The sequence below is a fragment of the Autumnicola aciditolerans genome, from assembly GCF_041679265.1.
Taxonomy (GTDB): domain Bacteria; phylum Bacteroidota; class Bacteroidia; order Flavobacteriales; family Flavobacteriaceae; genus Autumnicola.
In genome coordinates this window covers 153,952-167,214 of sequence record NZ_JBGFSM010000004.1, presented here as the reverse complement: position 1 = coordinate 167,214, position 13,263 = coordinate 153,952, and the positions used below count along the sequence as shown (strand labels likewise).

The 13,263-nt window shown below is 40.0% G+C and carries 16 protein-coding genes and 1 tRNA gene; 8 read left to right on the top strand and 9 right to left on the bottom strand.

From position 1 onward, the window contains the following. From AB8M93_RS05605 to AB8M93_RS05585, 5 genes are read left to right on the top strand one after another with little or no spacing between them, the layout of a single operon-like run. Positions 1-747: an NADH:ubiquinone reductase (Na(+)-transporting) subunit D gene (locus AB8M93_RS05605; RefSeq protein ID WP_373056593.1), complete on the top strand. Its 747-nt coding sequence runs from the start codon at positions 1-3 to the stop codon at positions 745-747. 28 nt (positions 748-775) lie between these two features. Beyond that, positions 776-1,390: an NADH:ubiquinone reductase (Na(+)-transporting) subunit E gene (gene nqrE, locus AB8M93_RS05600; protein WP_373056592.1), complete on the top strand. Its 615-nt coding sequence runs from the start codon at positions 776-778 to the stop codon at positions 1,388-1,390. Between the two features lie 16 nt (positions 1,391-1,406). Beyond that, positions 1,407-2,693, top strand: a complete 1,287-nt coding sequence (nqrF, locus tag AB8M93_RS05595) for an NADH:ubiquinone reductase (Na(+)-transporting) subunit F (protein ID WP_373056591.1) — start codon at positions 1,407-1,409, stop codon at positions 2,691-2,693. A gap of 41 nt (positions 2,694-2,734) precedes the next feature. Further along, entirely contained in the window at positions 2,735-3,091 is a 357-nt protein-coding gene (locus tag AB8M93_RS05590; protein ID WP_373056590.1) for a DUF8840 domain-containing protein, read from the top strand. Between the two features lie 4 nt (positions 3,092-3,095). After that, positions 3,096-4,106, top strand: coding sequence for an FAD:protein FMN transferase (locus AB8M93_RS05585; protein WP_373056589.1), 1,011 nt, complete (start codon positions 3,096-3,098; stop codon positions 4,104-4,106). Here the strand turns inward: AB8M93_RS05585 and AB8M93_RS05580 are convergent, their stop codons facing one another. The 6 genes from AB8M93_RS05580 to gpmI form a co-directional block, all read right to left on the bottom strand. Next, on the bottom strand, positions 4,107-4,871 hold the full coding sequence (locus AB8M93_RS05580) for a class I SAM-dependent methyltransferase (RefSeq protein WP_373056588.1): 765 nt from the start codon (positions 4,869-4,871) through the stop codon (positions 4,107-4,109). 69 nt (positions 4,872-4,940) lie between these two features. Next, positions 4,941-5,504, bottom strand: coding sequence for an HNH endonuclease (locus AB8M93_RS05575; RefSeq protein ID WP_373056587.1), 564 nt, complete (start codon positions 5,502-5,504; stop codon positions 4,941-4,943). Next, on the bottom strand, positions 5,497-6,312 hold the full coding sequence (gene map / locus AB8M93_RS05570; RefSeq protein ID WP_373056586.1) for a type I methionyl aminopeptidase: 816 nt from the start codon (positions 6,310-6,312) through the stop codon (positions 5,497-5,499). Before map ends, AB8M93_RS05575 begins: the two co-directional genes overlap by 8 nt. Continuing rightward, a complete protein-coding gene (locus AB8M93_RS05565; protein WP_373056585.1) occupies positions 6,309-6,734 on the bottom strand; it encodes a BT0820 family HAD-type phosphatase in 426 nt (141 codons plus the stop codon). Before AB8M93_RS05565 ends, map begins: the two co-directional genes overlap by 4 nt. A 43-nt stretch (positions 6,735-6,777) precedes the next feature. Continuing rightward, entirely contained in the window at positions 6,778-7,329 is a 552-nt protein-coding gene (locus AB8M93_RS05560) for a thioredoxin family protein (RefSeq protein ID WP_373056584.1), read from the bottom strand. A 16-nt stretch (positions 7,330-7,345) separates the two neighbouring features. Then, positions 7,346-8,863: a 2,3-bisphosphoglycerate-independent phosphoglycerate mutase gene (gpmI, locus tag AB8M93_RS05555; protein WP_373056583.1), complete on the bottom strand. Its 1,518-nt coding sequence runs from the start codon at positions 8,861-8,863 to the stop codon at positions 7,346-7,348. 337 nt (positions 8,864-9,200) lie between these two features. On the opposite strand from gpmI, the gene AB8M93_RS05550 reads away from it, so the two are divergent. Next, a complete protein-coding gene (locus AB8M93_RS05550) occupies positions 9,201-9,959 on the top strand; it encodes a murein L,D-transpeptidase catalytic domain family protein (RefSeq protein ID WP_373056582.1) in 759 nt (252 codons plus the stop codon). Positions 9,960-10,014: 55 nt separating this feature from the next. On the opposite strand, the gene AB8M93_RS05545 is transcribed toward AB8M93_RS05550, so the two are convergent. Genes AB8M93_RS05545 through AB8M93_RS05535 form a run of 3 tightly spaced genes read right to left on the bottom strand, consistent with a single transcriptional unit; the run spans position 10,015 to position 12,530 of the window. After that, positions 10,015-11,637 (bottom strand): L,D-transpeptidase family protein, encoded by a 1,623-nt coding sequence (locus AB8M93_RS05545; protein WP_373056581.1) that lies wholly within the window; start codon positions 11,635-11,637, stop codon positions 10,015-10,017. 47 nt (positions 11,638-11,684) lie between these two features. Beyond that, a complete protein-coding gene (locus AB8M93_RS05540; RefSeq protein ID WP_373056580.1) occupies positions 11,685-11,975 on the bottom strand; it encodes a GNAT family N-acetyltransferase in 291 nt (96 codons plus the stop codon). Between the two features lie 3 nt (positions 11,976-11,978). After that, complete coding sequence (locus AB8M93_RS05535; protein ID WP_373056579.1) at positions 11,979-12,530, bottom strand: ClpP family protease; 552 nt, start codon at positions 12,528-12,530, stop codon at positions 11,979-11,981. 41 nt (positions 12,531-12,571) lie between these two features. Here AB8M93_RS05535 and AB8M93_RS05530 point away from each other — a divergent pair, with 41 nt between their 5' ends. Both AB8M93_RS05530 and AB8M93_RS05525 read left to right on the top strand, forming a co-directional pair. Beyond that, positions 12,572-13,024, top strand: coding sequence for a GNAT family N-acetyltransferase (locus AB8M93_RS05530; RefSeq protein ID WP_373056578.1), 453 nt, complete (start codon positions 12,572-12,574; stop codon positions 13,022-13,024). 48 nt (positions 13,025-13,072) lie between these two features. Further along, positions 13,073-13,145 (top strand) — tRNA-Gly (locus tag AB8M93_RS05525). Positions 13,146-13,263: the final 118 nt, after the last annotated feature.

Genomic DNA, 13,263 nt, shown 5'->3' with positions numbered 1-13,263 from the left:
ATGGCTAAAGATAAAAATCTTACTTCCGAAGAAAAGGAAGCAAAAAAGAAAGAAATGATCTTATTCCTGTCTGATTCTGAGGAAAAAGAAAGTTTCTTTTCTAAAGACAATAGGAAATTAATTACAGATCCTTTAAACGACGATAACCCAATTACCGTTCAGGTTTTGGGAATTTGTTCAGCCCTGGCGATTACCGTACAGTTGGAGCCTGCAATTGTTATGGCAATAGCGGTTATGGCGGTTATGGCAGGTAGTAACATCGCTATTTCCCTGCTGCGTAACCTTATCCCAAGCCGGATAAGGATTATTGTACAGCTGGTCGTGGTAGCGGCGCTCGTGGCACTGGTAGACCAGATCTTACGCGCGTATGCCTATGATGTTAGTAAACAGTTATCGGTTTTCATTGGTCTTATTATTACCAACTGTATCGTAATGGGACGTCTTGAGGCTTTTGCACTTGGAAACGGGGTATATAAATCTTTTCTGGATGCGATAGGAAATGCTGCCGGCTATGGGTTAATCCTTATTATCGTGGCATTCTTCAGGGAGCTTTTAGGATCCGGTAAATTGTTTGGCTATGAAATCCTTGGCCACCAGGGAACCACTGCGGCAGATTCAACAGGATTATATTCACTTGGATATGAGAACAACGGATTAATGTTGTTGTCCCCAATGGCCCTTATTGTAGTGGGTTGTATTATTTGGGTACAGCGTTCCAGAAACCGTAAACTGATTGAAGAAAATTAATAGCGCAACAGCTTAAAAAATTTAAGAAATGGATTTAGTAAACTTATTTGTAAGAAGTATTTTCATCGAAAATATGATCTTTGCCTACTTTTTAGGAATGTGTTCCTACCTGGCAGTATCTAAAACGGTGAAAACGGCTGTTGGTCTTGGAGCGGCAGTAATATTTGTACTTACTATTACCGTTCCGGTAAACTATTTACTGGACAATTACCTTTTAAGGGCCGGAGCTTTAGAATGGCTGGGGCCAGAATACGCCAATGTGGATCTTAGCTTCCTGAGTTTGATCATGTTTATTGCGGTAATTGCATCAATGGTGCAGCTGGTGGAAATGGTGGTTGAAAAATTTGCCCCGGCCTTATACGGCTCTTTGGGTATTTTCCTGCCACTAATCGCGGTGAATTGTGCCATCCTTGGTGGAGCTTTGTTTATGCAGCAAAAAGACTTCAGCTATGTTGGTGAAGCTTTAACCTATGGCTTTGGTAGCGGAATTGGATGGTTTCTTGCCATTCTCGCCATTTCTGCCATCCGTGAAAAAATGGCTTATTCAAATGTTCCTGCGCCTCTAAAAGGCCTGGGGATCACCTTTATTATTACCGGCTTAATGGCCCTTGGGTTTATGAGCTTTATGGGAATTAAATTATAATCGCAAAAAAGGGACTATGACAGTTATAATAGCAAGTGTAGTTGTATTCTTAGTATTAATCTTATTGTTGGTTTCCATTCTGTTGGGCGCCAAAGCCAAGCTGATACCTTCAGGTCCGGTTAATATTAATGTAAATAATGAAAGAGATATAGAAGTAGGTTCCGGCGGGACTTTGCTTTCAACTCTTGGAGAAAATAAATTGTTCCTTCCTTCTGCCTGTGGTGGAGGTGGAACCTGTATCCAGTGTAAATGTATCGTAAAAGAGGGTGGAGGCGCCATTCTTCCTACTGAAGAGCCTCACTTTACCAGAAAGGAGATTGCCGATGGCTGGAGACTTGGATGCCAGGTGAAAGTGAAAGAGAATATGAAGATCACTATTCCTGAAGAAGTCTTCGGAATTAAAAAATGGCAGGCTACCGTAGTAAGAAATTACAACGTCGCCTCTTTTATTAAGGAATTTGTTGTTGAAATTCCTGAAGATATGGACTATAAAGCAGGTGGGTACATTCAAATTGAAATACCTAAATGCGAGGTGAAATATGAAGATATGGATATCACCGCGCATCCTGAAGAGCATGACGATCCTAATAAATTTAAAGAAGAATGGGATAAATTCGGGCTTTGGCCGCTGGTTATGAAAAATGCCGAAACGGTAGAGCGTGCATATTCCATGGCTTCTTATCCTGCAGAAGGAAGAGAGATTATGCTAAATGTGCGTGTGGCTACTCCGCCATGGGATCGTGCAAAGAACGGATGGATGGATGTAAATCCCGGAATTGCTTCCTCTTATATCTTCTCCAGGAAAAAAGGAGATAAAGTAACCATTTCCGGACCATACGGAGAATTTTTTATTAACGAAAGTGATGCAGAAATGCTTTACGTGGGAGGTGGAGCCGGAATGGCACCCATGCGTTCCCACTTGTACCATTTGTTCAGAACTCTGCAAACCGGTAGAAAAGTAACCTACTGGTATGGTGGGCGTTCTAAGAGGGAATTATTCTATGTGGAGCACTTTAGAGCTTTAGAAAGGGATTTTCCTAATTTTAAATTCTACCTGGCCCTTTCAGAACCTATGGAAGAGGATAACTGGAAAGTTAAGAAAAGCCTGGATGATGATGGAGACGGATTTGTAGGCTTTATCCACCAGGTGGTAATCGATAATTATCTAAGTCAGCATGAAGAGCCGGAAGAAATTGAAGTTTACTTCTGTGGTCCCCCGTTAATGAACAAAGCCGTTCAGAAGATGGCTGAAGATTTTGGAGTTCCGCCGGAGAATATCAGATTTGATGATTTTGGAGGATAAAAATTAAATCCCGCTTCGGCGGGATTTTTCTATCTTTGGGTATGGCAGAATTAAATAAACAGGAGCTACATAACCTCGCAATGAATATTGTTGGGAAGGACCTGGAGGACAACGGTTACGAATTTCTTGGAGTGAACAGCAAGTTGAAACGAAATCCTCAATTTGTGGCACTCAAGGATAAAAAACTTCATTTTGTAATTGTACGTGCAATTACTTATCCTGCAAACCCTAAAAAGTTTGATCGTATTTTCATGGAAAGCATGAAAGAACATGCGCTCAAATTTAATGCCCGTACATTTTATGCCGGGGTAGGCCTGGCCAATTCTTCAGATTACGAAAAACCTATTACCAGTGAAGAAAATTATGTGGTTAACTATAATGGCTGGCAGGAAATCTAGAAATATGAAAAAATTTTTACCGGCAATTTTTGCCATTTTTATGTTGTTGTCCTGTTCAGAAGATGGAACTGAAAAATACACCGTTTCCGGCAATGCGCTCGGAACGACTTACCACATCACTTTTTTTGCTGAAAATGAACTTCCTGTTGCTGAAGGGCTGGACTCCATATTCCGCGTGATCAATAATTCTATGAGTACTTACCAGGAAGATTCAGATATTTCCAGGATTAATGACGGAAATACCAGCATTAAGGTGGATAGTAATTTTGTTGAAGTTTTCAATTATTCAGAGAAAATTTACAAGGAGAGCAATGGCTATTTTGATCCTACCGTGGGTCTTTTGGTGAATGCTTATGGTTTTGGCCCTGAAAATTTCTATGAGGAGCCAGATAGACTTGAAATTGATTCCCTGATGACTTACGTTGGTTTTGATAAGCTAAGGCTCACGGATGAGCATCATATTGAAAAAGAAACCCCGGGTATTTATATGGATTTTAATGCCATTGCCAAAGGTTATACCATAGATGTGATAGCACAATGGTTTGATAAACGAGGTGTGGATAATTACCTGATAGAACTGGGAGGGGAACTGGTGGCCAAAGGCAGAAATACAGATAGTGGCGATTCCTGGCGAGTGGCTATAGACGATCCGCAGCAGGTGGAAGGGGAGCGCACTTTTCAAACCGTTCTGGCATTAGAAAATAGTGCCCTTGCCACTTCCGGGAATTACAGGAAATTCCGCACCGATTCTTTAACCGGAGAAGCTTTTGTGCATACCATTAACCCTTTAACCGGTAAAGCGCGGCAGAGCAACCTCCTTAGCGCGTCTGTTCTTGCTGAAAATTGTACCCTGGCCGATGGCTATGCTACTGCTTTTATGGCGCTGGGACTGGAAAAATCAAGGGAGATGCTTCAGCGTATAAATGGCGTGGAAGTTTATCTTATTTACGCGGGGGAAGGAAATGAGATGCAGGTGTACACTTCAGACGGATTTAAAAAGTACCTGCAGAAATAGCTATTTTCTACAAACAGGAATAATTTCTCCTTTGGCAAGCCGGTATTTGTCAATTTCTGCGGAAGATAATTCTGCCGTATAATCTACTTCTTCCACTTTAAAGCCGATGCTTCTAAGCTTGTCAAAATAATCCCTGCCGTAAACCCTTACATGATCATATTGGCCAAAAATACGTGCACGTTCTTTGGGATCTGTAATGGAGTTATCTTCAAAAGTTATCTTCCGGCTTAAATCCTGCGGAATTTGAAGGATAGCCGTGCCGCCGGGTTTTAAAACCCTGTAAATTTCCTGCATGGCCTTGGTGTCATCAGGAATATGTTCCAAGACATGATTGCAAAGTATAAAATTGTAACTGTTGTCCTGAAATGGCAAATTACAAATATCGGCTTCTACATCAGCCAGGGGGGAATTAAGATCTGTTGTAGTATAATCAAGATTCGTAAGTTTCCTGAAGCGCTTATAAAAAGCCTGTTCCGGTGCAAAATGCAGCACTTTTAGCCTGTCCTTAAAGAAACTTGTTTCCCGCTGTAGATAAAGCCATAGTAGGCGGTGACGCTCCAGTGATAAGGTAGAAGGAGAAAGCACATTTTCCCTTTGCTTTTCATACCCGTAAGGCAAAAACTTTGAAAACGAATTCCCATCTATGGGATCTGTATAGCGCCTGCCTTTAAGAACAAGCTTTAGAAAAGGGCGGACAACATAGCTAAGCCTTATTAGTAAAGGTCGTGGAATGTTGTTAAGAACTGTTTTAAACAATCGCTTCATTCAGGCAAAAGTACTCTTCTCTCCCAAACCGGCAATTCTATTTTTATAATTCTGAAGCAGAGACATGGATCAAACTTCAATATCTCCCCAGTTTTCTCCGGATTTTATTCGGTACAACTGCATTTCAGAAACTCCAAATTGTTTTGCCAGTACCTTTATGCGGGTCTTGCGATTTGGGTCCAGTAATTTTTTCTTCAGGATAACGGCCTGCGCATAGCTGAGTTTGGAATAGGAAACTACTTTCCTAAGCTTTCTTTTGTGTTTGTTTTCTTTTACACTAGGGCTGTGATACTGGTGTTCCACCCATTCATCTTTAGTAGCCCAGGCAAGGTTTGAAACCTTATTATCGTCCTTTTCAAAATTTTTGTGGATCACATATTTATCCCCTTCTTTTTTCTTCAAAAAAAGTTCGGCAACAACGCGATGAACATAATACGTTTTGCTTTTGCCATTTTTAAGCCTTACCGCAAAATTAAGGTATCCGCCAACCTTGCCACCTTTCATCAATTCCCCATCGGGATTTTTAAGGTAACTAATTACCCTTCCATAGTTCGAAACTTTGTAGACAAACCTGTCCTGCCATTCTTCCTTATGAAGTTTTTTCCAAACTTCCTGTCGATAATCCTTAATCATAAATTTTAGCTCTAAATTCGTTTTCTTCTGTGCTTTCAATACCCAAAGCTTCGTAGATATACTTGAAAGTGGAAAGTAATTCTGGTCTTCCGTCTACAAGAGCTACATTATGTTCAAAATGAGCGCTTGGCTGGTTATCGGCTGTAAGTATGGTCCAGCCATCGGGCAACTGCTTAATTCTTTTGGTTCCAAGGTTAATCATTGGTTCAATAGCCACCACCATTCCTTCTACAAATTTTTTGCCTTTCCCTCTCTTGCCATAATTAGGCATTTCAGGATCTTCGTGCATTTTTCTGCCAAGGCCATGCCCAACTAATTCCCTCACAACACCATAACCATGCTGTTCAGTATAATTTTGGATGGCAAAAGCAACGTCCCCCACACGGTTCCCAATACGAAATTCCTTTATGCCTTCATAAAGGGATTCCTTGGTGACCTGCAGGAGTTTACGTGTTTCCGGAGCAACCTCTCCCACCTCAAAAGTGTAGGCATGGTCTCCATAAAATCCGTTCTTTAATGCGCCACAGTCAATGGAAATTATATCACCTTCTTCCAAAGGTTTGTCGTTGGGAATTCCATGAACCACCTGCGCGTTGGGGCTCATGCATAAAGAATTCGGAAAATCATACAAACCCAGGAATCCGGGTTGTGCGCCATGATCACGAATGTGTTCTTCCGCAATTTTGTCAAGCTGTAGGGTAGTAACACCGGGCTTTATCTCCGGAGCCAGAACGCCAAGAGTTTTAGAAACAATGAGAGCACTTTCTCTTATTATTTCAATCTCTTCTTGTGTTTTGGGTATTATCATAACTTGTTTTTAAGCCGGTCCAGAAGGCCCGGTTTATTTTTCTTTTTCTTTTTCAGAATCAATCCCGAAGGCTTTTGCTGTGTGAGCGTTTGGTATATTTCTCCCCAGCCAAGAAGTCCTCCAAGGTTACGGTCGTCAATAAATATATCTGCAAGAATTTTTCTGCTTATACTTCTGTCAAATTCTTCTTCTGGATAACTCTTATTAACAGCATAAAACGTTATTCCTTTTCTCTTGCAAAAAGCCACGGCTTCCTGCAATTTTTCTCCATGCCTGTAAGTCCAAAGGATTAAAAGATGTCCTTCTTCCTGTAATTTTTGCAGTGTCTCAAAAGCAAAGAGCATGGGTTTTCCAATCTCAGGATATTGATTTTCCACAAGAGTACCGTCAAAATCTACTGCGATTGTCAAAGATTTCCGCATATTTTAAAGCTTAAAAAGAGAGAAACAAGGTTCTCCTGCTTTTTTATTCTGCATAAGGATTTGTATATTCTTGGCCACTCACAATCTTAGCAATATCTTCTTCAAGGCTTTCCTGCGGATATTCTACAAACCTGTTAACTTCTTCTCCGTCTTTATAAAAAATAACTGTAGGTACACGTTTAACGTCTAAACCCTCCTCTAAATTGCCTGGGGTAGATTTACTTCTGTCCACTGCAATCACATCTAATTTCTCCAAATCATAACCTGCTTTATCCAAAAGTTTGAAAACTTTTGGGACCTCCCGCCGGCTATCTGGGCACCAGGTGCCAAAAACCATCTTGATCTCATAATCTGAAATATAATTATCTATGGTTTCCATTATATCTTCTGAAGGTTTATAATCTTCATACCCCTGATGAAACCAGGTGGCATAGGGCTCTTCTTCCAGATCTTTTTTGCTCACTTCCCCCAGCAGCATTCCCTGCTGTTCTGCATGGTTTGTTTCTGAGATCGCATTGGAGTTGTTTTCTGTATTGGTATTAGCACTGCTGCAACTAAGCATTATCAATAGAAACAGGCCTAAAAAATTACTCATATAAATAAATGTTAGGTTACACCAGGGATTCCTGGGTCATTAATTCGGGCTTTTCAATTCCCATTAGTTTTAATATAGTCGGTGCAATATCTCCCAGTTTACCGCTTTTGATGGATTTAACATCATTATCTAAAAGAATAAGGGGTACAGGATTGGTAGTATGCGCCGTATTTGGGCTGCCATCTGGATTTATCATGGTTTCGCTGTTACCGTGATCTGCAATTACAATTACCGCATAGCCGTTGTCCATAGCAGTTTCGGCAACATCTTTTGCACATTCATCTACCGTTTCGCATGCTTTTACGGCAGCTTCAAAAACACCTGTATGGCCTACCATATCTGGATTCGCAAAATTGAGACATATAAAATCTGCCGATTTATCTTTTAATTCAGGAATTATTTTATCTCTTATTTCATATGCGCTCATTTCTGGCTGCAGATCGTAAGTCGCCACCTTGGGAGAATTACACATAATCCTGCTTTCGCCCTTAAAAGGTTTTTCCCTTCCGCCGGAAAAGAAAAAGGTAACGTGTGGGTATTTTTCTGTTTCGGCAATGCGTATTTGTTTTTTTCCGGTATATTCAAGGACCTCGCCCAAAGTGGTTTTTATATTATCCTTTTTGAAAACAACATTCACGTTGGTGAAATTATCATCATACTTTGTTAAGGTCACATAATACAGCGGCATTTTCTTCATGTCGTACTGCGGGAAATCTTGCTGGGTAAGTGCCTGGGTAAGTTGCCTGCCCCGGTCTGTCCTGAAATTAAAGAAAATCACCACTTCTTTTTCCTTTAGCGTGGCAACAGGATTCCCATCATCGTCAGTCATTACAATGGGCTCAATAAATTCATCACTGGTGTCGTTATCGTAGCTGCGCTGTACAGCTTCTGCAGCATTGGTGGTTTTGTAACCTTCTCCTTTGGTAATAAGATCATAGGCCTTTTTTACTCTTTCCCAGCGCTTGTCACGGTCCATGGCAAAATACCTCCCAATTACTGAAGCCAGTTTGCCGTTGGTTTTTTTCAGGTGCTCATCAATCTCTCTGATGAAATCTTTTCCGGAATGTGGATCTACATCCCTGCCATCAGTAAATGCATGTACATATTTATCTTTTACTCCAAATTCCTCAGCTGCGGTAAGCAAACCCTTCAGGTGGTTAATATGGGAATGTACGCCACCATCACTTAACAGTCCCATAAAGTGTACAGGTTTATTATTCTTAATGGCGTAATTAAAAGCTTCCTGTAAGACGGGTTCATCTTTCAGCGAATTATTTTCCACGGCCATATTTATTTTTACCAGGTCCTGGTAAACCACGCGGCCAGCCCCAAGGTTCATATGTCCAACCTCGCTGTTTCCCATTTGTCCTTCCGGCAGTCCAACATTCATCCCATCTGTACGCAATTGTGCATGGGGGTATTTTTCTATTATGGAATCAAAAAATGGAGTATTCGCTTTTGCAATGGCAGATATTTCCGGATCCTGGGTCATGCCCCAGCCATCCAGTATCATGAGTAAAACCTTTTTATTCATCTTGAAGTTTTCAAATTCGGGCGTAAAGATAAAAACAATACACCGGGCTATTAAATATGCGCCTATAATGTTTTATTAAAAAAGGCCCTGAATTCGCAAAACTTTTACTTTTTCTGCTCTAAAATTTTAACATTATAAAGTGCATTCGCAGACAATAATTACAACTGCATTCCGTTTTTGATAAAATTCAAAAAGGTGCTAACTAGCTGTAATTTAGCAATTAAATGTTAAAATTAGGGAAATTAGGGTCTCCTCAGGCAATTAAGCAATTTTTTTTGTATGTTGGCACAACCTTTGGAATTTATTAACAGACTTTAAATCTTAAAATCTCTTTTATATGACGTATCGATTCCTGACTGTGGTAGCTGTATTGTGTTTCTCTTTTGCTTTCAGCGCTAAAGATAAATTAAATGAAGAAGAAAATAGAAATGATTCCAGGTCAGTACTAGTAGTAGATGCCCTTTCAAAAAAAGCCTCTGTGGGTTTTGAAGAAAAGGTAAGTAATACTTATAATGCTTTTATTGAAAATAATGCAAACATGCCGGCTCCCGGGGTTTTTGAAGAAGGGATGAAAGGCTACTATAAATTAGAGAAAGAAGGACTGGTTAATAAAAAGATCCTTACTATTATAGATTTTGATCTCTCCTCTAAGGAAAAGAGAATGTGGATACTGGACATGAAGAACCAAAAGGTACTTTTTAATACCTTCACTTCTCATGGGAAGAATACCGGTGGGGAATTTGCAAGAAACTTTTCAAACACGCCTAATTCTTTACAAAGCTCTCTGGGATTTTATGTTACTGGCGAAACCTACTACGGAAAAAACGGTTTGTCCTTATTTATAGACGGAAAGGAAAAAAGATTTAATTCCAATGCCCGTAAAAGGTATGTGGTTATTCACGGGGCAGATTATGCCACTCCGGCATTTATTCAAAAATACGGAAGGCTTGGCAGGAGCTACGGCTGCCCGGCGGTTCCTAATAATCTCGCAAAAGACCTTATAAATACCATTAAAGGAGAATCTGTGGTTTATATTCACAAAAATTCTAAGAATTACCAGGAAAAATCGTCCTACCTGAATTATCCTACGGTGTAATTCCGGAAAAGTTTAGTGTTAATTGAAAAGTCCCGCCACATGGTGGGATTTTACTTTATAAGCGTTTATAAATTTTTTCATCGGTATCATAAATATCTTCAGTAAAATAGGTGCCGTTGTTCTCTCTCCAGGCGGTCCAGTAAAGATGGTAGACCTTCACCGGCTGGGTGACCTGTATTTTAGTTGTTTTTCCTGAAGCGATAATACTATCAATTTTTTCTGAAGAATAATTCTCCCGGTTGTTCAGGAGATATTTTGATAATCCAATGGCATCCTGAACCCTTACGCAGCCCGAGCTTTGCGCCCGCGAGTTCTTTTCGAAGAAAGCCTTGGAAGGAGTGTCATGTAGATAAATCAGGTACTGGTTTGGATAAATTATCTTTACCCTTCCTAATGGATTTGTTCTGCCGGCTTCCTGCCGGTACGTGTAATTTAATGCTTCGGCAGCATTCCAGTCAATAGTAGAAGGATCTACTGGTTCTCCCGCGGCACTGTAAACCTTAAGATTGCGGTTTCTCAGGTAAGCGATATTTCTGGCCGCTCCCGGGATCACATCATTCTTTTTAATTGTAGGAGGGATAGTCCATGTTGGATTGTAAACCACATATTCAATTTCATCAGAAAAAACGGGTGTTTTCCTGGCCTGCACTCCCACCATTACTTTGTGTTTTGCTACGGTATCGCCATCTCGTACCACCGTAAGTTCAAAATCTGGAATATTTACCATAATATAGTGATTTCCAAAATCCCTTGGAAACCATCGCCATCGCTCAAGATTTGCCAAAATTTGTTTCCGCCGGTCTGTTTGGGTTTTATTTAAATTCCTGATGGTGCTTCTGCCAATAATGCCATCTATTTCCAACCCATATTTCTGCTGAAAATTTTTTACCGCGTCCTGAATACCGGTAGTATAAGCCGTTGTCGAATCTTTTTCTACGGAAAAATCCAGTTCTTTCAGTCTTTTTACCACGGAAGGGATCCTGGGATCATTTTCACCGGGTTTTATGGTGGGCCCTTCATTAACAGTAGTGATATTTTCTTCTGAAGTTGAAGCATATTCGGCCAAAGATTTTTTTAGCCCTGAATATACCTGATGATGCGGTTTAACTGAATTTAATGTTTTAGTAATTGAAGCTTCTGAGAATGTCTCTTTCATTAATTGCGGAATATTAATACTGTCTTTCTTAAGATCCCAGATTTCAAATAACTCTTTTGGATTTAGCTTTCCGTAGTATAGATCGTGCAGAAGGCGGTAAAAAGAATCGGTTAATAGTATTTCCAGTTGTCCTTTTTCCTGTTTATCCAGATTTGCAGGATCTGCCAGGGATTTTTTTAGGTATTCAAAATGATAATCTGTGGGATCTAGCCCTTCTTTAGAAATAGATTGAACATTTTCCAACAGTTCTTTCCGCAGTGCTTTATTTTTCCAGGCCGGCGCGAAATTTTGAGATTTATAATATTTGGCTACCGCTTCAGGATTAGCTAATTTCAATTCCCCTGCTTTGGTTGCATCTAAAAAAAAATCTGCGATTATAGAGCTTTCTGCAAGGGGATCAATGGTTTCTTCCCTGGTTCCCGGTACTTTTTTTAGAAAATCCTGATCTTCTTTTTCATTTTTACAGGAAAAGAGCATAGATAATACAAAGACGGTCAAAAAGCGGGTTCTATAGCGGAACATACTAAAGGTTTAGGAGATTCGAGAAAATGGCAGAATAAAAAAAGGCTTCAATATCTTGAAGCCCTTACATCACTATAGGAATTGTACCTTTCAAATTGTACTTCAGCAAAGGGGCACAGCGGATCAATTTTGAGGTTCTTTTCACGCGCAAATTCCACCGCTTTTTTAACCAGGCTGGTAGCTAATCCCTGCCCTTCCTTTCTACGATCTACTTTGGTATGGTCTATAACAATTATATTGTTTTCCTGTTTTTGATAGGTGAGTTCAGCAATTATTCCTTTTTCCCCTTCAATATAGAACATTCCCCTGCTGTCGCTTTCCTTGTGTTTAATTTCCATAGGCTACTTTTTTTGAATGCCATCCACTATGCCATATTCCAGGGATTCTTCTGCGTCCATCCAGTAATCGCGGTTAAAATCCTTAAGCACCCTTTGATATTCCTGCCCGCAATTCTCAGCAAGGATCTGGGCACTTAATTCTTTGGTTTTAAGGATTTCATTTGCCTGAATTTCAATATTCGAAGCCTGTCCTCTCGCACCACCGCTTGGCTGATGAATCATTACCTTTGCGTGTGGCTGTATAAACCTCCTGCCTTTGGTTCCTACAGAAAGTAAAATAGAGCCCATAGAGGCTGCTAATCCTGTACAAATAGTAGAAACAGGACTGTTAAGGGATTTAATAGTATCATAAATAGCAAAACCATCGGTCACGTAACCTCCCGGGCTGTTTATAAATAATTGTATTTCTTCATCTCCGTCCAGGTCCAGATACATCAAACGATCTATTACATGTTTTGCAGTTTTATCGTTTACCATTCCCCAAAGAAATACTTTGCGTTCCTTAAGGAATTTAGCATCTATTAAATCCTGAATTTTACCGGTTTTATCTTTCATATCTGTTATAAATATTATCCAATCTAGTTCAGGCTAAAAATATGATTATTTTAGCAGAAAACTCCTTTATGCAACCGGCATTTAACAAGATTTTAAAAGAAGATATAGACAGTATTATTCCATTTATCCAGAAGCTTTCTCAGGAGGAAATCCATGAACAGCTGCTAAAGCAAAGATTCAGGGAAATGCTTGATCAAAACTATGAATGTTTTGGTATTTATGTGAATGAAAAAATGATTGGGATATTTGGGCTTTGGTTCATGACGCGCTATTATGCCGGCAGAAGTTGCGAGCCGGACCATATTTTTATTTTGGAGGAATATCAAAATAAAGGAATAGGGAAGCAGCTCCTGGATTTTATACATAATTATGCCAGGCAGAAAAATTGCGAAACTGCAGAGTTAAACAGTTATGTACAAAATTACCGCTCTCACAAATTTTATATGAATGAAGGCTATGTGATTAAGGGGTATCATTTTTTAAAAAAGCTATAAGTTTTTTTGGAAGTTGAAAAACTTAAACTTTATATTTGCAGTGCAAAGGCGGGAGTAGCTCAGTTGGTAGAGCGTCAGCCTTCCAAGCTGAATGTCGCCGGTTCGAACCCGGTCTCCCGCTCGAGAAATCAAAACCTCTTCAGAAATGGAGAGGTTTTTTTTGTTTTCGAATTTCACTTCGGAAAAAGACCGGGGGAGAAGCCTGTCCCAGGTTTATTGAGGGGAACCCGGCCTGGCGA